General features: G+C 67.4%; 18 protein-coding genes. 13 read left to right on the forward strand and 5 right to left on the reverse strand.

Annotation, left to right across the window (positions count from 1 at the left end):
* The first annotated feature begins 185 nt into the window (after positions 1-185).
* Together GV161_RS15700 and GV161_RS15705 are read left to right on the forward strand one after the other, a co-directional pair.
* Positions 186-851: an MBL fold metallo-hydrolase gene (locus GV161_RS15700; RefSeq protein WP_244624228.1), complete on the forward strand. Its 666-nt coding sequence runs from the start codon at positions 186-188 to the stop codon at positions 849-851.
* A 360-nt stretch (positions 852-1,211) separates the two neighbouring features.
* Positions 1,212-2,669: a phospholipase D-like domain-containing protein gene (locus GV161_RS15705; protein ID WP_152016577.1), complete on the forward strand. Its 1,458-nt coding sequence runs from the start codon at positions 1,212-1,214 to the stop codon at positions 2,667-2,669.
* A 133-nt stretch (positions 2,670-2,802) separates the two neighbouring features.
* Here GV161_RS15705 and GV161_RS15710 read toward each other — a convergent pair whose 3' ends face one another.
* A complete protein-coding gene (locus tag GV161_RS15710; protein WP_152016578.1) occupies positions 2,803-3,321 on the reverse strand; it encodes a DUF1993 domain-containing protein in 519 nt (172 codons plus the stop codon).
* Between the two features lie 91 nt (positions 3,322-3,412).
* Positions 3,413-3,982: an elongation factor P gene (efp, locus tag GV161_RS15715; RefSeq protein ID WP_152016579.1), complete on the reverse strand. Its 570-nt coding sequence runs from the start codon at positions 3,980-3,982 to the stop codon at positions 3,413-3,415.
* A gap of 153 nt (positions 3,983-4,135) precedes the next feature.
* Between efp and GV161_RS15720 the strand changes: the two genes are divergently transcribed.
* The 8 genes from GV161_RS15720 to GV161_RS15755 all read left to right on the forward strand — a co-directional run bounded on the left by GV161_RS15720 (position 4,136) and on the right by GV161_RS15755 (position 8,989).
* The gene (locus GV161_RS15720) at positions 4,136-4,408 is read left to right on the forward strand and encodes a BrnT family toxin (RefSeq protein WP_152016580.1); all 273 of its coding nucleotides are present in this window, start codon (positions 4,136-4,138) and stop codon (positions 4,406-4,408) included.
* Entirely contained in the window at positions 4,389-4,706 is a 318-nt protein-coding gene (locus tag GV161_RS15725; protein WP_152016581.1) for a BrnA antitoxin family protein, read from the forward strand. Before GV161_RS15720 ends, GV161_RS15725 begins: the two co-directional genes overlap by 20 nt.
* A gap of 9 nt (positions 4,707-4,715) precedes the next feature.
* On the forward strand, positions 4,716-5,780 hold the full coding sequence (gene epmA / locus GV161_RS15730; protein ID WP_152016582.1) for an EF-P lysine aminoacylase EpmA: 1,065 nt from the start codon (positions 4,716-4,718) through the stop codon (positions 5,778-5,780).
* Positions 5,777-6,841, forward strand: coding sequence for a lysine-2,3-aminomutase-like protein (locus GV161_RS15735; RefSeq protein ID WP_152016583.1), 1,065 nt, complete (start codon positions 5,777-5,779; stop codon positions 6,839-6,841). The genes epmA and GV161_RS15735 overlap by 4 nt, the downstream gene beginning before the upstream one ends.
* 40 nt (positions 6,842-6,881) lie before the next feature.
* On the forward strand, positions 6,882-7,562 hold the full coding sequence (locus GV161_RS15740; protein ID WP_159650271.1) for a DsbA family oxidoreductase: 681 nt from the start codon (positions 6,882-6,884) through the stop codon (positions 7,560-7,562).
* An 84-nt stretch (positions 7,563-7,646) separates the two neighbouring features.
* Positions 7,647-8,354 (forward strand): orotidine-5'-phosphate decarboxylase, encoded by a 708-nt coding sequence (gene pyrF, locus GV161_RS15745; protein ID WP_152016585.1) that lies wholly within the window; start codon positions 7,647-7,649, stop codon positions 8,352-8,354.
* A gap of 36 nt (positions 8,355-8,390) precedes the next feature.
* Positions 8,391-8,678 carry a DUF1330 domain-containing protein gene (locus tag GV161_RS15750; RefSeq protein WP_152016586.1) on the forward strand — a complete coding sequence of 96 codons (288 nt, stop codon included), beginning with the start codon at positions 8,391-8,393 and terminating at the stop codon, positions 8,676-8,678.
* A gap of 2 nt (positions 8,679-8,680) precedes the next feature.
* Positions 8,681-8,989, forward strand: coding sequence for a DUF1330 domain-containing protein (locus GV161_RS15755; RefSeq protein ID WP_152017481.1), 309 nt, complete (start codon positions 8,681-8,683; stop codon positions 8,987-8,989).
* A gap of 9 nt (positions 8,990-8,998) precedes the next feature.
* Here the strand turns inward: GV161_RS15755 and GV161_RS15760 are convergent, their stop codons facing one another.
* From GV161_RS15760 to GV161_RS15770, 3 genes are all read right to left on the reverse strand, one after another.
* Positions 8,999-10,096: an NADH:flavin oxidoreductase/NADH oxidase gene (locus GV161_RS15760; RefSeq protein ID WP_152016587.1), complete on the reverse strand. Its 1,098-nt coding sequence runs from the start codon at positions 10,094-10,096 to the stop codon at positions 8,999-9,001.
* Between the two features lie 21 nt (positions 10,097-10,117).
* Positions 10,118-11,056, reverse strand: a complete 939-nt coding sequence (locus GV161_RS15765) for an AEC family transporter (protein ID WP_152016588.1) — start codon at positions 11,054-11,056, stop codon at positions 10,118-10,120.
* A gap of 104 nt (positions 11,057-11,160) precedes the next feature.
* The gene (locus GV161_RS15770; protein ID WP_152016589.1) at positions 11,161-12,162 is read right to left on the reverse strand and encodes a DUF808 domain-containing protein; all 1,002 of its coding nucleotides are present in this window, start codon (positions 12,160-12,162) and stop codon (positions 11,161-11,163) included.
* A 173-nt stretch (positions 12,163-12,335) separates the two neighbouring features.
* Here GV161_RS15770 and GV161_RS15775 point away from each other — a divergent pair, with 173 nt between their 5' ends.
* From GV161_RS15775 to GV161_RS15785, 3 genes are read left to right on the forward strand one after another with little or no spacing between them, the layout of a single operon-like run.
* Positions 12,336-13,154, forward strand: coding sequence for a hypothetical protein (locus GV161_RS15775; RefSeq protein WP_152016590.1), 819 nt, complete (start codon positions 12,336-12,338; stop codon positions 13,152-13,154).
* Positions 13,072-14,607: a DNA polymerase Y family protein gene (locus GV161_RS15780; protein WP_152016591.1), complete on the forward strand. Its 1,536-nt coding sequence runs from the start codon at positions 13,072-13,074 to the stop codon at positions 14,605-14,607. Before GV161_RS15775 ends, GV161_RS15780 begins: the two co-directional genes overlap by 83 nt.
* Positions 14,604-17,963: an error-prone DNA polymerase gene (locus GV161_RS15785; protein WP_152016592.1), complete on the forward strand. Its 3,360-nt coding sequence runs from the start codon at positions 14,604-14,606 to the stop codon at positions 17,961-17,963. The genes GV161_RS15780 and GV161_RS15785 overlap by 4 nt, the downstream gene beginning before the upstream one ends.
* Positions 17,964-18,022: the final 59 nt, after the last annotated feature.

The following is an 18,022-nucleotide window of genomic DNA, read 5'->3' on the forward strand; positions in this document are numbered from 1 at the left end:
GGATACGGATCGCTCGGTTGCTGCGTCCTCAATCGTCTCATGGATGTGACAGCCATTCCCTCTCTGGTTTCGAAACACAGTCGGGCGAATGGGTTTGGGCGGGGCGGTGTTTGGAGTATGGCAGTCAGCAAGTGCCTCGCCCTTTGCACTGCCGGGTTCGATTTGAACGACTACGGGATGATGGAATGACCGACGACATGACCTCCCCGCTTGGCATCGCCGTCGTGCCGGTGACGCCTTTCCAGCAGAACTGCTCGATCGTCTGGTGCACGCGCACCAAGGAGGCCGCGATCGTCGATCCCGGCGGCGATGTCGAGCGCATCCGCGGCGCGCTGAAGGAGCTCGGCGTCACGCCGGTCGCGATCTGGCTGACCCATGGCCATATCGACCATGCCGGCGGTGCGACCGAGCTCGCCAGCGTCCTGAACCTGCCGATTATTGGCCCGCACGAGGCCGACAAGTTCTTGCTCGACGCCCTGCCGCAGCAGGGCCTGATGTTCGAGATGCGCGGCGTGCAGGCGGTGACACCGACGCGCTGGCTCGCCGAGGGCGACGCCGTCGCGGTCGGCGATATCAGCTTTTCCGTGCAGCATGTGCCGGGACACACGCCCGGCCATGTCACGCTGTTCCAGAGGGATCTGCGCTTCCTGCTCGCCGGCGACACGATCTTCGCCAGCTCAGTCGGGCGCACCGATTTCCCCTATGGCAACCACAAGGACCTGATCGGCGGCATCAAGGGCAAGCTGCTGCCGCTCGGCGACGACGTCCAGTTCCTGCCGGGCCACGGCCCGGCCAGCACGCTCGGCGAGGAGCGCAAGACCAATCCGTTCCTGCAGGGGAATTCGCTCTAGGAGCGCCGTCATTCTCGGGCGGAGCGAAGCGCAGACCCGAGAATCTCTGGACGAGAGGGTGGTGGTTGGAGCCTCTTCCGGCCTGAGATGCTCGGGGCGAGCCCGGGCATGACGCGGGTTAAGGCTGCAGAAACGCCAACGGCCATGTCCGGAAGGGCGCGCGTACATCCGGCGTCGCTGGCTTCGGGTTCATGGCCGTCTTCAACGGAACGGAGGGCGGTGGAACGCCCTCGACATTGCCGTGATCCCGATATGGGATTGCAATCCCGTCATTGCAAGGGGCAGGTCCATGAAAGTGGGCCACGTGTTTAGGCGCCTGACCGCGTTGCCGGTTTGGCTACCCATGCGATAGTCGCGGCCATGTGGGAGATTCTCTACGCCTACTGGCCGCATATCCTCGGCTTCGTCTCGCTGGCGCTGACAGTGGTCGCCGCCAGCCATGCCGCGATGACCAAGGACGAGGTCCGCGCCGCCATCGGCTGGGTCGGCGTCATCGTGCTCTCGCCGATCATCGGGCCATTGATCTATGCGGTCGGCGGCATCAACCGCATCCGCCGCGCCTCGATCGTCTCGCAGCGTCGGCACGGATTCGGTGCCTTTTCGAAGGCGCAGACCTTCGAGGTCTCGGATGCCGAAGTCGCCGGCGATGTCGGACGCCGTTTCGCTGCGCTGAAGACCTTGGGCGACAAGGCGACCCGCCGCCATCTCAAGACCGGCAATGCCGTCACCGTGCTCAGGACCGGCGATGAGGCCTATGCCGCGATGATCGCGGCCATCGCGGCGGCCGAGCGCTCGGTCATTCTCGAAACCTACATCTTCGACCGCGATCCGCTCGGCCTGCGCGTTGCCGACGCGCTGATCGCAGCCCATGAGCGCGGCGTCGCGGTGCGCGTGCTGATCGATGCCGTCGGCGCGCGCTATTCGGTGCCGAGCATCGTCGGCTACCTGCAGAAGGGCGGCGTGCCGGTCGATGTCTTCAACGGCAACATCATCATCGGCCTGAGATTGCCCTATGCGAACCTGCGCACGCACCGCAAGCTGCTGATCGTCGACGGGCGCATCGCCTTCGCCGGCGGCATGAACATCCGCCAAGGCTTCACCACCGAGTTCGCCGGCGAGGCCGCCGGGCACGATACGCATTTCCGCGTCGAGGGGCCGGTCGTCGAGGACCTGTTCGGCGTCGCGGCCGAGGATTGGCGCTTCGCCTCGGGCGAGGAGCTGGCCGGCGAGGTCTGGGCGGTGACGCCACAGGCCGCAACGCAGGGCCCGACCGTGCTGATGCGCGCCGTCGCCTCGGGGCCGGATGCGAGCCTGGAGACCAATCACAAGCTGCTGATCGGCGCCTTCTCGGTGGCGCGGACCTCGATCCGGATCATGTCGCCCTACTTCTTGCCGGATCGCGAGCTGATCAGCGCGCTGGTCACCGCGGCGCGGCGGGGCGTTGCCATCGACATCGTTGTGCCTGACGTCAACAACCTCGTCCTGGTCGATCGCGCCATGCGGGCGCAGTTCGACCAGGTGCTTAAGGACGGCTGCAGGATCTGGCGCGCCACCGGCTCCTTCGACCATTCCAAGCTGCTCGCGATCGACGGCACTTGGGCCTATGTCGGTTCGTCCAACCTCGATGCGCGCTCGCTCAGGCTCAATTTCGAGATCGATCTCGAAGTCCTCGACGAAGGCTTCGCCCGCGGCATCGAGGAGCGTATTGATGCCGCGACCGCGAGAGCGCGGCCGGTCACGCTGAAGGAGCTTCGGGCGCGGCCCTTCCCCTTGCGCCTGCTCGACCGGATGCTCTGGCTCTGCTCGCCGTATTTGTGAGGCTGGCGGCTTTTCGGAGCAGGTCCCTTGCTGTCATGGTCGGGCTTGTCCCGACCATCCACGTCTTCCTTCGAGCAATGCGGCGGCCAAGACGCGGATGCTCGCCACAAGGGCGAGCATGACGGAGCGGGCCTCAGGCGTCGAACACGCCCTTCAAAAAGTCCTGCTTTCCGATCTGGAAGCCGTTCTCGCGCAGGATGTCGTAGGCCGTCGTGGCGTGGAAATAGAAGTTCGGCAAAGCAAAGCGCGTGAGGTAGTCGGCGCCCTTCATCGTCACGGTCGCCGAGGGGCCGCGCGGGAAGGTCACATCCTTGTCTAGCCCGGCATCGAGCGCGCTCTTGTCGACCGAGGCGATGAAGTCGAGCGTCCGGGCGATCCGCGCCTTCAGCTCCTCGAAGCTCTTCTCCTCGTCGGGGAAGCGCGGATTCTCCGCTCCGCTCACCCGGGCTGCGGCATTCTTGGCGAAATCCGACATCAGCTGGATCTGCCGGGTGAAGGAGAGCATGTCCGGCGCGAGCCGGCTCGACAGCAGCACCTCCGGCTGGATTTTGCGCTCGGACGCCTCAGCGCCTGCTTTGTCGAGGATCGCATCGAGCGCCTTCAGGGTCTGGATGAAACCCGGGAAGACGGCGTCATAGGCGGAAAGCGGCATCGGAGACCTCATCAGCGAAAACGGGCCCGGAGAGGGCCCGCTGCGTCTGCCGATATAAGCCTTTCCCCGCCGATGTCAGCGGCAGAAGGCGTCAGTCCTTGGCGCGCTCGACATAGGAGCCGTCGGCGGTCATCACCACGATGCGGGTGCCCGGGCCGATATGCGGCGGCACGGCCGTGCGCACGCCATTGGTCAGGATCGCCGGCTTGTAGGAGGACGAGGCCGTCTGCCCCTTGGTCACCGGCTCGGTCTCGGCGACCTCGCAGGTGACGCGCTGCGGCAGCTCGATCGCGACGGCCCGGTCCTCGAACACCGACAGCGAGACCTTCATGCCTTCCTGGAGATAGGGCGCCATGTCGCCGACGACGCCGCCGTCGACCGGGATCTGGTCGTAGGTCTCGGGGTTCATGAAGACGTACTGCTCACCGTCCTGATAGAGATAGGTGAAGTCGCGATCCTCGACATAGGCGCGCTCGACCTGCTCGGTCGTCTTGTAGCGCTGGGTCATCTTCACGCCGTCGGAGATGCGGCGCATGTCGATCTGCGTCGTCGGCGTGCCCTTGCCCGGGAAGAAGCTCTCGGCCGAGATGACTGTGCAGAGATGTCCGTCGAGCTCGAGGACGTTGCCCTTGCGGACGGAGGAGGCGATGACCTTGACCACGTGGATTTTCCCTGGCTGGCGCGGGCTTCATCCGCGCGCTATGCGAATTCCTGTGCCGCGCCACTACCGCATTGAGGCCTGAAACGGAAGCGCGGTGTCCGGAAACACGTCATGATCCATTGACAATCAGGCGGCGTAGATACAATTAAAGCTGTGAAGATCGAATTCGATCCCGGCAAGAACGAGCGCAATATCCGCGAACGCGGGCTGGCGTTCATGCTGGTGGATGAGTTCGCGTGGGAGACGGCCCAGACGCATGAGGATCGCCGTTTCCCGTATCCTGAGCGGCGGTTTGTTTCGCTGGGACTGATTGGAGATCGCCTCTTTGTCGTCTGCTTTACGCCGATACAAGGTGGTATTCGCGTGATCAGCTTTCGCAAGGCGAATGCGCGGGAGGTGAAGCGCTATGAGCAGGAAACCGACTGACATCGATCCGGCCCTCACGCCGCTGACGGACGAAGAGGGGGAAGTGCGGGAGTTGACCGACGCCGACTTTGCCGAGATGCGGCCCGCCTATGAAGTGCTCCCCCCCGAATTGGTCGCGTTGATGCGCGAGCACAGGCGGCGGCAAGGGGAACGCGGACCGCAGAAGACGCCAACCAAGAAACTGGTCAGCATCCGGCTGGATCAGGATGTGCTCGAGCGCGCCAAGGCCGATGGCCCCGGCTGGCAGACGCGCATCAATGACATCCTGCGCGAAGCTCTGGTGAAGAAGGCAGGCTAACTGGCCATCATGAGCGACACACCCCCGCCCTTCTGGCGGCCGGACATCCATGCCGACCGGCGCCCTGCTTTGCTGGCGCGCGGGCGGATCAAGACGGCGCTGCGGCGCTGGTTCGAAGCCCGCGACTTCATCGAGGTAGAGGCCGCGATCCTGCAGCTTTCGCCGGGGAACGAGACGCATCTGCACGGCTTTTCGACGACGCTGATCGACGATGCCGGCGCCGGCTACCCCTATTATCTGCATACCTCGCCGGAATTTGCCGCCAAGAAGCTGCTGGCGGCTGGCGAGCCGCACATCTTCGATTTCGCGCGCGTCTTCCGCAATCGCGAGCGCACGGCGCTGCACCATCCCGAATTCACCATGCTGGAATGGTATCGCTCCGGGGAAGGCTACGAAGCGCTGATGGATGACTGCGCGGCCTTGCTGGCCGAGGCGGCGCGCGCGGCAGGGGCAAGCGTGCTGCGTTGGCGCGGTGTCGAGGTCGATCCGTTCGCGGCGCCTGAGCGGCTGACCGTGCAGGACGCCTTCCGTCGTCATGCCGGTATCGATCTCAAGCGCACGATCGCGGCCGACCTTTATCTCGACCGTCCTGCGCTCGCGGCCGATGCCACTGAAGCTGGCATCCGAGTTGCCGAGGACGATAGCTGGTCCGACATCTTCAGCCGCGTCCTCTCCGAGAAGGTCGAGCCGCAGCTCGGCCGCGGCCGTGCTACCATCCTGTGCGAATACCCGATCTCGGAAGCGGCGCTGGCCCGGCCCAAGCCCGGCGATCCCCGCGTCGCCGAGCGTTTCGAGCTCTATGCCTGCGGCGTCGAACTCGCCAATGCCTTCGGCGAGTTGACCGACCCGGCCGAGCAGCGCCGGCGCTTCGAGGCGGACATGGACGAGAAGCAGCGCATCTATGGCGAGCGCTATCCGATCGACGAGGATTTCCTCGCCGCGCTCGCGGTGATGCCGCAGGCCTCCGGCATCGCGCTCGGCTTCGACCGGCTGGTCATGCTCGCCACCGGCGCGCGCCGGATCGAGGATGTGCTCTGGACGCCGGTCGCGGAACCGGGCAGGGGAGGGCGATGACGATCCACCAGCCGCCCGGCCAGCCGCTCAGGACGGTCGACGCCCTCGTCGAGCGTGGCCTTGTTGCACCCGAACGGCGGCAGGCGCTGGCCGAGGTCGCCAGGCGCTATGCCGTCTCGGTGACGCCGGCGATCGCGGCGCTGATCGATCCGGCCGACGAAGCCGATCCGATCGCCCGCCAGTTCATTCCCGCCGCTGCCGAGCTGACGACCCTGCCCGAAGAACTCGCCGACCCGATCGGCGACGAGGCGCATTCGCCGGTCGAAGGCGTGGTCCACCGCTACCCCGACCGGGCCTTGCTCAAGCTGGTCCATGCCTGCCCGGTCTATTGCCGCTTCTGCTTCCGCCGCGAGATGGTCGGCCCCGGCGGCGATGCCTTGACCGGCGATAAGCTCGATGCCGCGCTCGCTTATCTGACCTCCCGCCCGGAGATCTGGGAGGTGATCATGACCGGCGGCGACCCGTTGATCCTCTCAGGCAGGCGTGTGCGCGAGGTGGCGAAGCACCTTGCTGCGATCCCTCATATCAAGGTGGCGCGCTGGCATACGCGCGTGCCGATGGTCCAGCCCGAGCGCATCACCGAGGATTATGCCCGCGCGCTGCGCATCCCGGGCAAGGCGAGTTATATCGCCATCCACGCCAACCACCCGCGCGAGTTCACCGCGGACGCGAAGGCTGCGCTGGCACGCCTCGCCGACGCCGGCCATGTCCTGATCAGCCAGAGCGTCCTGCTCAAGGGCGTCAACGCCGATGTCGAGACGCTGTCGGCGCTGATGCGCGCCTTCGTCGAGAACCGGGTCAAACCGTATTACCTGCACCATCCCGATCTCGCGCCGGGCACCTCGCATTTCCGGCTCTCGCTGGCGGAAGGGCAGGCGCTCGTCAAAAGCCTGCGCGGCAACCTTTCCGGCCTGTGCCAGCCGACCTATATCCTCGACATCCCAGGCGGGGCCGGCAAGATTCCGGTCGGACCCGCCTTTCTTTCGGGCTGTGAGACGCCCGGCGCACACGGCTTCGCGGAGGATCGCCATGGCGACCTCCACGCCTATCCGCCGGCCTGACGCAGCCCCGCCGCGGCGTTCCGCGAAGGATGAAAAGGCCATGCTGACCCCCTCCGCCCCCGACAAGCTGCCGCTCGCGATCGTCTCCGACATCGCCTGCCCCTGGTGCTTCATCGGCAAGACCCGGCTCGAGACCGCGCTCGCCAACCACAATCTCAGCGAGCGCGTCGCCATCACCTGGCTGCCCTATGAGCTCAATCCGGAGATGCCGGCCGACGGCATGGACCGCACCGCCTATCTCGACGGCAAGTTCGGCCCGGGCAAGCGCCGCGAGATCGAACTGCGCCTCTCCGAGGCGGCGCTGGAGAGCGGCGTCACCTTCAACTGGGCGAAGGTGACCAAGAGCGTCAACACCCGCATGGCGCATATGCTGGTCGCCGCTGCCGCGACTGTCATGCGCGGCGGCGAGATGACCGCGGCGCTGTTCAAGGCCTATTGGCAGGACGGGCGCGACATCGGCGACCTCGAGACGCTGGTGGCGATCGCCGTCGAGCAGGGCTTCGACGAACAGGCTGCGCGTGAAGAGCTCGTCAATGACGAATTGCGCGAGACCATTATCGGGCTCGAGGCGCATGCCCAGAAGGTCGGCGTCACCGGCGTGCCCTTCTTCATCGTCGACGGCAAGCTCGCCGTCTCCGGCGCCCAGCCGCCGGAGGTCTGGACGCAAGTGTTCGCGCAGGTGCTGGCGGCTAATCGCGAGGAAGCTGCCGACGGATCTTAAAAAAGATCCGTCTCAAAAATGAGAAATCCTTGCGCCATCGTTCGAATCATGCCTTTCACCCGGTAACAGGCGGAGGGTAGGGCGATGACACAGAAGATCAACGATCTCCGGGACCGCATGATCGTCGCACTCGACGTGCCGACGATCTGGGACGCCTATCGCATCGTCTCGACGCTCGGCGATGGCGCGAGCTTCTACAAGATAGGCTATCGGCTCGCCTTCGCCGGTGGGCTCGACCTTGCCCGCCAGCTGGTGACCGAGGGCAAGAAGGTCTTCCTCGATCTCAAGCTGCACGACATCGGCAACACCGTCACCGAGGGCGTGGAATCGCTGACCAAGCTAGGCGTCACCTTCCTCACCGTGCACGCCTATCCGCAGACCATGCGTGGCGCGGTCGAAGGGCGCGGCGAGGCGGCGCTGAAGCTGCTCGCCGTCACGGCCCTGACCTCCTATGACGATGGCGATCTGAAGGATGCCGGCTACGGCCTCGCCGTGCGCGATCTCGTGCGCATGCGCGCGCAGCAGGCCCGCACCGCTGGCGTCGATGGCATCGTCTGCTCCGCCGCCGAGACCGAGATCGTGCGTGGCGTCATCGGCCCCGACATGGTGATCGTCACCCCCGGCATCCGCCCGGCCGGCAGCGCTGTCGGCGACCAGAAGCGCACGCTCACACCGGCCGAGGCGATCCGCGCCGGCGCCGACCATCTCGTCGTCGGGCGTCCCATCATCCGCGCGGCTGACCCGCGTGCAGCGGCGGCTGCGGTCATGGACGAGATCGCGAGCGCCGCCTAATCTCCCGCCTCCTTTTCATCGGATACGGACACGGCAATGCCCAAGGGATATGTGATCGGTCGCGCCAAGGTGACCAATGCGACGCAATGGGCGGTCTATGCCGCGAAGGCCTCCGAGGTAATCAGGCAATATGGCGGCACACCCCTGGTGCGCGGCGGCCAGATGTCGGTCGGCGAAGGCGAGGGCCGGGCTCGCAACGTCGTCCTCGAATTCCCCGATTACGCGGCAGCCAAGGCCTATCTGTTCTCGACCGAATATGCCGAGGCGCGCAAGCTGCGCGAGGGCGCCGGCGAGATCGACCTGATCGCGGTCGAGGGGGCGTGACCATGGCGAAAGGCTACTGGATCGCCCGCGTCGACGTGCAGAACGAGTCGGAATACGCCACCTACCGCTCGCTCAACGCCATCGCCTTCGCCAAATACGGCGCCAAGTTCATCGTCCGCGGCGGCGAGTACAAGCTCGCCCGTGGCGAGGGCCGCAAGCACAACGTCGTCATCGAGTTCAAGGACATCGAGACGGCGCGGGCTTGCTACGAATCGCCGGAATACCAGGCGGCGGTGCAGCACCTCGCCAAGGTCGGCCCGGTCGATCTCGTCATCATCGAGGGCTATGAGGGCGCGCAGCCGGGCGACTGAGTCCGGTTCTCAACTCTCGAACAGCGTCCGGAACCGGTTCGGTTGCGAGCGCAGATACTGCTTCGGCGCCTTGACGCTGGCGCCGAGATGGGCGGCGGCATGCCAGGGCCAGCGCGGCTCGTAGAGGATGCCGCGGGCGAGTGCGACCATGTCGGCATCGCCACCGGCGACCACGGCCTCGGCATGCTCGTAATCCGTGATCAGGCCGACCGCGATCGTCGGCACGCCCGTCGCCGCCTTCACCGCCCTTGCCAGCGGCACCTGATAGCCCGGCGCGAGCGCGATCGTCTGCGCGGCCGAGACGCCGCCGCTGGAGACATGGATGAAGCTGACGCCGCGCGCCTTCAGCGCCTGCGAGAAGGCGATGGTTTGCGCGATGTCCCAGCCGCCCTCGACCCAGTCGGTCCCGGAGACGCGCACGCCGACCGGGATCGCAGCCGGCACCGCCTCGCGTACCGCGTCGAAGACCTCGAGCGGGAAGCGCATGCGGTTCTCCAGCGAGCCGCCATAGGCATCGTCACGCTGGTTGGCGAGCGGCGACAGGAACTGGTGCAGAAGATAGCCATGGGCGCAATGCAGCTCGATCGCCTGCAGGCCGAGCCGCACTGCCCGGCGCGCGGTCGCGACGAAGGCCTCGCGGATCCGCTTCAGCCCAGCGGCGTCGAGCGGCAGCGGCGGCCGGTCCTTGGCCTGCATCGGCAAGGCCGAGGGGGCAAGCGTCTGCCAGCCGCGATCCTCGAGCGGGCGCTGTCCGCCGCCGGTCCAGGGCGAATGGACCGAGGCCTTGCGGCCGGCATGGCCGAGCTGGATGCCAACAGGCATGTCGGAATGGCGCCGGACCGCGTCGAGCACGCGCGCCAGCGCCGCCTCGTTCGCATCGCTCCATAGGCCGAGATCGTCCGGGCTGATCCGCCCCTCCGGCTCGACCGCGGTCGCCTCGATGATCAGGAGCCCGGCGCCCGACAAGGCGAGGTTGCCGAGATGGATCAGGTGCCAGTCGGTCGCCGAGCCGTCTTCGGCCGAATACTGGCACATCGGCGCGATCACGATCCGGTTCGAAAGGTGCAGGCCGCCGAGGTCGAAGGGCTGGAAGAGCTGGCTTGGCATGGGCGTCTCCGTGCAGGCGATTCAGGGCGAGATCAGCCAGATCGCGAGGGGAAAGGTGAGGGCTGCAGCTACGGTCGAGATCACGATCGCAGCCGCGATCGGGCGGCTGCCAGTGTCGAAGCGTTCGGAAATGACGAAGACATTGGCCGCTATCGGCAGTGCCGCATAGAGCACGCCGGCCTGGACCCAGAACGGATCGAGCTTCAGCACCAGCGCCAGCACCACCCAGGTCAGCAGGGGATGCAGGACGAGCTTTCCGACGACCAGCGGCAGGACGCCGCGCAGGGGCAGTCTGCCCTGGCGGCTCCACTGGAAGGCGGCGATCCCCAAGGCGAAGACGCCGACAGGGGCGGCCGAGGCACCGAGGAAGAGCAGGAACCGGTCGACCGGCTCCGGCAGCGCGACCCCGCTCAGCGACAGCGCAACGCCGGCCATGATCGAGAGCATGAACGGGTTGACGATCGTGCCGCGGACAAGTCGTAGCGCGATCGCAAGCGGCGAGCCTCGGCCACGCCCGGCCTCGATCAGCCCGATCGAGAGCGGCACGATCAGGGCGGTGTCGCAGATCAGGCCGATCGCGATCGGTGCCGCGGCACTGTCGCCGAGGAAGGCGAGCATCAGCGGAATGCCGAGAAAGGCGAAATTGCCGCCGACCAGCGCCTGGCCTCGCGACACGGCGTTGGTGAAGGGCAGGCCGAGCAGGCGCCGCTGCAGCAGGATCGCGAGGGCGAGCACCGCGACCCCGATCAACGCCAGTGCCGCGAAGAAGACGCCGTTCCACAACTCCGCGATCGGTTGGCGCGACATCACCCGCAGCACCATTGCCGGCGTCGCCACCATGAAGGCGAAGGTGTTGAACACCCTGACCGTGTCGGCCGCGAACATGCCGCGCCAGGCGGTGAAGGCGCCGAGCGCGATCACGGCGAAGAATGGCGTACTGGTGGCGAGGAATTGCAGCATGGACGGACCGGTCGCCCGTGCGACGGGCTTGTCTGGTCGCGCTAGCAGATTTCAGCAATGTGCGCGGCTGCCGCAGACGCATGGGGCCTGCGCTTGGGCAGCGCTTAATGCCGCTCCGCCTCCGCGGCGGCGGCCTTCGCGCCGCTCCCGCGCCGCGCCTTCAACACCGGCTCGACGACGAAATGCATGCCGACGAGGCAGAGCCCGCCGATGACAAGTCCGAACAACGCGGAGGCGGCTGCCGTGGTCAGCCATTCGAGCGCGCCTGTGAGCGCCGGCCAGGCGCCTCCGACCGCGACGGCAACGGCATGGATGGCATGCTCGATCCCGGCGAGCCCATAGCCTGCGAGGCCATGGATGATGATGCCGCCGCCGACCCAGAGCATCGCCGCCGTGCCGACCGCGCTCAGCAGCTTGAGGAAGGGCGGCATGCCGGCGACGAGGCCGCGCCCGAGGAGGCGGATTGGCAGGATGCCGCTGCGCGCCAGCGCGACGCCGGCATCGTCGGCCTTCACGATCAGGGCGACGACGCCGTAGACCAGCACGGTCATGCCGAGCCCGACCACGGCCAGCACCAGCGCCTGCATCCAGAAGGAGGAGGCGGTGATGGTGGAAAGCGTGATCGCCATGATTTCGGCGGAGAGGATGAAATCGGTCTTGATCGCGCCGGCGATCTTCTGGTCCTCGAGTTCCCTGGAGTCGAGAATATCGGCGCCGCCCCCGCCGGCAGTCTCGTCGTGATGCGCATGCGGCACGACGAGCTCGTAGACCTTCTCGAAGCCCTCGAAGCAGAGATAGGCGCCGCCTGCCATCAGCAGCGGGGTGATCGCCCAGGGCGCGACGAGGCTGAGCACCAGCGCCGCCGGCAGCAGGAAGATGAGCTTGTTCTTCAGCGAGCCGAGCGCGATCTTCCAGATGATCGGCAATTCGCGCTCAGCCGCGAAGCCGACGGCATAGCGCGGGGTCACCGCTGCGTCGTCGATGACGATACCGGCTGCCTTGGCGCCGGCCTTGGTCGCCTGCGCCGCGGCATCGTCGAGCGCGGCCGCGGCGACCTTGGCCAGGGCGGCGACGTCGTCGAGAAGGGCGAACAGTCCCGAACTCATGGCGGTCTCCAGGCGAGGCCGCGGGCTTGCGGCGCGGGGCTGATAGGCGATCCGGTTTGCCGCGATATGACAGCAGCGAGCCGCCCGCAGGCAAGCGGAAGCGGATGTGGACTTGACTCCGGAGCGGTTTGGAGTCGCTTTATGCATGGAACAAAAAGTGAACATATACTCTGATGGCAGACGCCTCCACCCGGTCCCTGACAGCCTTGCGGCAGAGCCTCGCTCTGGCGGGGCTGGCGCGCGAGCTTTCGCCGGTGGAGCGGGTCGCGTTCGGGACGCCCTCGCTGGATGAGCCGCTGGGGGGAGGGATCGCGCGCGCTGCCTTGCATGAGGTCTACGCCGCGGCCGGAGCCGATCTCCCGGCTGCCACGGGCTTCGCCGCGGCCATGGCCCTGCGCGCAGCCGGATCGCGGCCGGTGCTCTGGGTTCGGCAGGATTTCCTCGATGCCGAAGCCGGACGGCTGCACCCGCCGGGCCTGGCCGAGCTCGGGCTCGATCCCGCGCAGATCCTGCTGGTCAGGGTCAGGGACGGTGAGGGGGCGCTGCGGGCAGGGGCGGAAGCGGCGCGCTGTGCCGCGCTCGGGGCGACGCTGATCGAGCCCTGGGGCGCACCGCGCCAGTTCGACCTGACCGCCAGCCGACGCCTCGCTTTGGCGGCGGAGACCTCCGGCGTCCTGACCCTGCTGTTGCGGGTGGCAGCAGAGCCGGAGCCCAGCGCCGCCAGCACGCGCTGGCAGGTGCGCGCCTTGCCGTCGCGGGCGCGGGAGGCGGAGGCGCCGGGCGACCCCGCCTTTGGATTACGGCTGCTGCGCCATCGCGGCGGCCTGGGTGAGCGTGAGTGGCGTGTGGAGTGGAACCGTGACGAACGATGTTTCCAGGACAGGATCGGGAGAGAGGGAGGCAGAAGGGATGCAGCGCCGCTATCTCGCCCTCTGGTTTCCCTATCTGGCGAGCGAGCGCCTGCGCCGGCGGAACTCCGCCGGGCCGGCTGAGCGCCCGTTCGTCCTGGTCGAGAAGGATCGCGGCGCGCTGCGCCTCGCCGATTGCGACAGGCGCGCGGTCGCGCTCGGCCTGACCCGCGGCTTGACCCTGGCCGATGCCCGGGCCCGCATTCCGGAACTGACGGTGGTCGAGGCGGATCCGGCTGCCGACCAGCGCCTGATCGAATGGCTCGCCGCGCTCTGCGACCGCTTCACCCCGCTCGTCGCGCTCGATCCGCCGCATGGCCTCGTACTCGACATCACCGGCTGCGCCCATCTTTTCGGTGGCGAGTCGGCCCTGCGCCAACGTGTCGGCCGCAGCATGGATTGGCTCGGCCTCACCGTCCTCGCCAGCATCGCCGGCACGCCCGAGGCGGCCCGCGCACTCTCCCGCTTCGGCCGCTGCGCCATCTCGCTTCCCGGCGAGGATGAGCAACGGACGCTGTCTTTGCCAGTTGCTGCACTGGAAGCTTCGGCCGAGACGGTGATCGCCCTGTTGCGCGCCGGGCTGAAGACGCTGGGCGAGCTCGCCGGGCGGCCTTCGCACACGCTCGCCGCCCGCTTCGGCGAGGCCCTCGTCACGAAGCTGCGCCGCATCCTCGGCCATGAGGATGCCCGCATCACGCCCATGCGGCCGCCGCCTGATTGCGTGGTCGAGCGGCATTTCCCCGATCCTTTGCAGGATACCGACGGGCTTGAGCAGATCGTCGCCCGCCTGCTTGGCGAGGTGGGGCGCCTGCTCGAGGCGCGTGGCGAGGGGGGACGCGCCTTCGAGATCAGTTTCTTCCGCAGCGATGGCGCAGTACGCCGGCTTTCGCTGGAGACCGGCCGGCCCTCGCGCGATGCCGCTGCGATCCTGCGGCTCTATCGCGAGCGCATCGACAGTCTGGCCGATCCGCTCGATCCCGGCTTCGGCTATGACGCGATCCGGCTCGCGGTGCTGGTCTGCGAGCCGCTCGGCACGCCGCAGGCGAGCCTCGACGGGCGCGCCGTCGAGGAGGAGGCGGTTGCCGATCTCGTCGACCGGCTGGTCGCCCGCTTCGGCCGCGAGCGCGTGCTCCGCTTCGTCGCGCAGGACAGCCATCAGCCCGAGCGCGAGGCCGCGCTTGTCCCGGCCGCTGCCAAGTCGGATGAGGCGCCACCCTGGCCCGTCGCCCAGCCTGATGAGCCGCCGGCCCGCCCGCTCCAGCTCTTCGAGCCGCCGCAGCCGGTCGAGACCCTGGCCGAGGTGCCGGATGGCCCGCCCTTGCGCTTCCGCTGGCGGCGCGTGCTGCACGAGATCGCCCGGGCCGAGGGGCCGGAGCGGATCGCGCCGGACTGGTGGCGCGACGGTCCAGGCGAGCACACCCGCGACTATTACCGCGTCGAGGATGCGCAGGGGCGCCGCTTCTGGCTCTTCCGCGCCGGCCTCTATGGCCGCGAGACGACCGCGCCGCGCTGGTATCTGCACGGGCTGTTCGCATGACCGCCTATGCCGAGCCCGTCGCCGCAACCAATTTCTCCTTCCTGCGCGGCGCCTCGCCCGGGTCGAACCTGGTGATGACCGCGCTGCTGCTCGGCCAGGCCGGCCTCGGCATCGCCGACCGCAACACCGTTGCCGGCGTGGTGCGGGCCTGGAGCGCGCTGCGCGACCTGCGCGAGGACGGCGTGCTGGCGCCCGAGAAAATCCGCGAAGGCGGCAGTCCCGGCGAATATATCTGGGTCGAGAACCCGGCCTTCGCCGATCTGCCCTTCACCTTGCCCCAGCTACAGGCGATGGCGAAGGCCTTCAAGCTCGCCACCGGCAGCCGCCTCGTCTTCGCCGATGGCACGCCCGACATCGTCGTCTACCCCGCCAACCGCGCCGGCTGGGGCCGGCTCTGCCGCTTGCTCACCTCAGGCAATCTGCGCGGCGTTAAGGGCGAGTGCATCCTCAGCTTGGACGACCTCCTGAACGATGCCCGCGACCTCCTATTGATCGTCATGCCGGAGCGCCGACTCGACGGCCTCGCCGAGATCCTCGTCCGGCTCGATGCCGCCGCCCCCGGTGCGGTCTGGCTCTCCGCCAGCATGTCGCGCCGCGGCGACGATCGCCGCCGCCTTGCCCGGCTGAAGAGCATCGCGGCGGCGACCCTGACACCGCTGATCGCGACCAACGACGTACTCTATGACGCGCCCGAGCAGCGCGACCTGCAGGACCTGCTGACCTGCATCCGCGAGGGCACGACGATCGACAAGGCCGGTCGCCTGCTCGAAGCCAATGCCGAGCGCCATCTTAAGGCCCCACAGGAGATGACCAGGCTTTTCAAGGAAGCGCCGGAGGCGATCACAGAGACGCAGCATCTCTTCGGACGCATCGACTTCGATCTGGGTGAGCTCAGATACGAATATCCGGACGAGCCGGTCCCTCCCGGTTGGACGCCGCAAGGCTGGCTGGAGGAACTGGTGCGTCGGCGCCTGCCAATGCGCTATCCCGGCGGCATCCCGCAGAGGGTTCAAAAGCAGGTCGACGAAGAGCTCGTCCTGATCGGCAAGCTCGACTATGCCCGCTATTTCCTGACCATCCGCCAGATCGTCGAATTCGCCGAAAGTCAGGGCATCCTCTGCCAGGGGCGGGGCTCCGCCGCCAATTCGGCGGTTTGCTACGCGCTCGGCATTACCGCGGTCGATCCGGACGAACACACGCTGCTTTTTGCTCGCTTCATCTCGGAAGAGCGGCGCGAGCCGCCCGATATCGACGTTGATTTCGAGCATGAGCGGCGCGAGGAGGTGATCCAGTGGATTTATCAGAAATACGGCCGTCACCGCGCCGGCATCGCCGCGACCGTGATCCATTACCGGCCGCGCAGCGCCATGCGCGAGGCTGGCAAGGCGCTGGGGCTGACCGAGGACGTCACCGCCCGTCTCGCCTCGACGCAATGGGGCAGCTGGGGCTCCGACATCACCCGCAACCAGATCCGCCAGGCCGGGCTCGATCCCGATAATCCGGTGATCGCACAGGCCGTGCGGTTCGCCGTGCGCCTGCTCGGCTTCCCCCGCCATCTCTCCCAGCATGTCGGCGGCTTCGTGCTGATGCGCGGCCGCCTCGACGAGACCGTGCCGATCGGCAACGCCGCGATGGCGGATCGCACCTTCATCGAATGGGACCGCGACGATATCGACGCGCTGCGCCTGATGAAGGTCGACGTGCTGGCGCTCGGCATGCTCACCTGCATCCGCAAGGCTTTCGATTTGCTGCGCGAGCACGAGAGCAAGGATTATGGCCTCGCCGAGATCCCGCAAAAGAACGGCAAGACCTACGACATGCTCTGCGAGGGCAAGTCCATCGGCGTCTTCCAGGTCGAGAGCCGGGCGCAGATCAACATGCTGCCGCGGCTAAGGCCGAGGGAATTCTACGACCTCGTCATCCAGGTCGCGATCGTCCGCCCCGGCCCGATCCAGGGCAATATGGTGCACCCCTATCTGAAGCGGCGGGCAGGGATCGAGGAGATCGACTATCCCTCACCTGCGCCGCCGCATGATCCGGACGAGCTTCGCCATGTTCTTGACCGGACCCTAGGCGTGCCGCTCTTCCAGGAGCAGGCGATGACGCTCGCCATGGTCGCGGCCGAGTTCACTGATCCCGAGGCCAACGGCTTGCGCCGCGCCATGGCGACCTTCCGCAATGTCGGCACCATCGGCCAATACGAGGCGATGATGGTCGAGCGCATGGTCGCGCGCGGCTATGAGCGCGACTTCGCCCAGCGCTGCTTCGAGCAGATCAAGGGTTTCGGCAGCTATGGCTTCCCCGAAAGCCATGCGGCCTCCTTCGCCAAGCTGGTCTATGTCTCCTCCTGGCTGAAATGCCACCACCCGGCGATCTTCGCCGCGGCGCTGTTGAACTCGCAGCCCATGGGCTTCTACGCCCCGGCCCAGATCGTCCGGGAAGCACAGGAGAATGGCGGCGTCGAGCCGCGGCCGATCGACGTCAATTCCAGCGCCTGGGACAATCTGTTGGAGGCGGGAGGGCCGGGTTGGAAAAGCCGCTGGGCGCTGCGCCTCGGCCTGCGTCAGCTCGACGGCTTCAAGCAGGATTGGGCAGAGCGCCTCGTCGCCGCGCGTGCCGAGGGTTACCACGATGTCGAGGGGCTCGCCCGCCGCGCCTGCTTGCCGGCCCGCGCCATGCGCCTGCTCGCCGATGCCGACGCCTTCCGCTCGATAGGTTTGGATCGGCGCGAGGCGCTCTGGGCGGTGCGCCGCCTGCCGGATGACGAGGCGCTGCCGCTGTTCGAGGCGGCGCAGGCGCGCGAGCTCGGCGCCGAGCAGGCCACTGCACTGCCTGCTATGCCGCTCGCCGAACACGTCGTCGCCGATTACCAGACGGCGCGGCTCTCGCTGAAGGGCCATCCGATGGGCCTGCTGCGACCCCGCTTCGTCCGTGAGCGCATCGCGAGTTGCGAGCAGATGTCAGCGATGCGCGACGGGACCTGGACCAGCGTCGCCGGCGTCGTGCTGGTGCGCCAGCGCCCCGGCAAGGGCAATGCCATCTTCATCACGCTGGAGGACGAGACAGGCATCACCAATGTCGTGCTCTGGGCCCGCGATTTCGAGCGCTTTCGCCGCGAGGTCATGGCGGCTCGGCTGCTCCTGGTCGAGGGCAGGGTACAGAAGAGCCCGGAAAATGTGATCCACCTGATGGCGAAACGCGTCGTCGACCGCTCAGCCGATTTGCTCAGCCTATCTGACACGCACCGGGCCGAGATCGTGCTCACCCGTGCCGACGAGTTCCAGCACCCGCAGATTCCGCGGGCGCGCCATCCCCGCAATGTCCGGATCCTGCCGAAATCCCGCGATTTCCATTGAGGCTGCCTGGCCATTCAATCCAGGTCCTGGCGTGACTAGATTGTCGGTCTCGCTTTCAG

It is taken from the genome of Bosea sp. 29B (assembly GCF_902506165.1).
In the GTDB taxonomy this organism is placed as follows: domain Bacteria; phylum Pseudomonadota; class Alphaproteobacteria; order Rhizobiales; family Beijerinckiaceae; genus Allobosea.

Excerpts from the sequence above, each read along its gene's own strand:
- GV161_RS15770 (WP_152016589.1), bottom strand. The coding sequence starts at position 12,162 with ATGAGTTCGGGACTGTTCGCCCTTCTCGACGACGTCGCCGCCCTGGCC.
- GV161_RS15750 (WP_152016586.1), top strand. The coding sequence starts at position 8,391 with ATGCCCAAGGGATATGTGATCGGTCGCGCCAAGGTGACCAATGCGACG.
- GV161_RS15755 (WP_152017481.1), top strand. The coding sequence starts at position 8,681 with ATGGCGAAAGGCTACTGGATCGCCCGCGTCGACGTGCAGAACGAGTCG.
- pyrF (WP_152016585.1), top strand. The coding sequence starts at position 7,647 with ATGACACAGAAGATCAACGATCTCCGGGACCGCATGATCGTCGCACTC.
- GV161_RS15700 (WP_244624228.1), top strand. The coding sequence starts at position 186 with ATGACCGACGACATGACCTCCCCGCTTGGCATCGCCGTCGTGCCGGTG.
- GV161_RS15760 (WP_152016587.1), bottom strand. The coding sequence starts at position 10,096 with ATGCCAAGCCAGCTCTTCCAGCCCTTCGACCTCGGCGGCCTGCACCTT.
- GV161_RS15735 (WP_152016583.1), top strand. The coding sequence starts at position 5,777 with ATGACGATCCACCAGCCGCCCGGCCAGCCGCTCAGGACGGTCGACGCC.
- GV161_RS15725 (WP_152016581.1), top strand. The coding sequence starts at position 4,389 with ATGAGCAGGAAACCGACTGACATCGATCCGGCCCTCACGCCGCTGACG.
- GV161_RS15705 (WP_152016577.1), top strand. The coding sequence starts at position 1,212 with ATGTGGGAGATTCTCTACGCCTACTGGCCGCATATCCTCGGCTTCGTC.
- epmA (WP_152016582.1), top strand. The coding sequence starts at position 4,716 with ATGAGCGACACACCCCCGCCCTTCTGGCGGCCGGACATCCATGCCGAC.
- GV161_RS15710 (WP_152016578.1), bottom strand. The coding sequence starts at position 3,321 with ATGCCGCTTTCCGCCTATGACGCCGTCTTCCCGGGTTTCATCCAGACC.
- GV161_RS15785 (WP_152016592.1), top strand. The coding sequence starts at position 14,604 with ATGACCGCCTATGCCGAGCCCGTCGCCGCAACCAATTTCTCCTTCCTG.
- GV161_RS15740 (WP_159650271.1), top strand. The coding sequence starts at position 6,882 with ATGCTGACCCCCTCCGCCCCCGACAAGCTGCCGCTCGCGATCGTCTCC.
- GV161_RS15780 (WP_152016591.1), top strand. The coding sequence starts at position 13,072 with ATGCAGCGCCGCTATCTCGCCCTCTGGTTTCCCTATCTGGCGAGCGAG.
- GV161_RS15775 (WP_152016590.1), top strand. The coding sequence starts at position 12,336 with ATGGCAGACGCCTCCACCCGGTCCCTGACAGCCTTGCGGCAGAGCCTC.
- GV161_RS15765 (WP_152016588.1), bottom strand. The coding sequence starts at position 11,056 with ATGCTGCAATTCCTCGCCACCAGTACGCCATTCTTCGCCGTGATCGCG.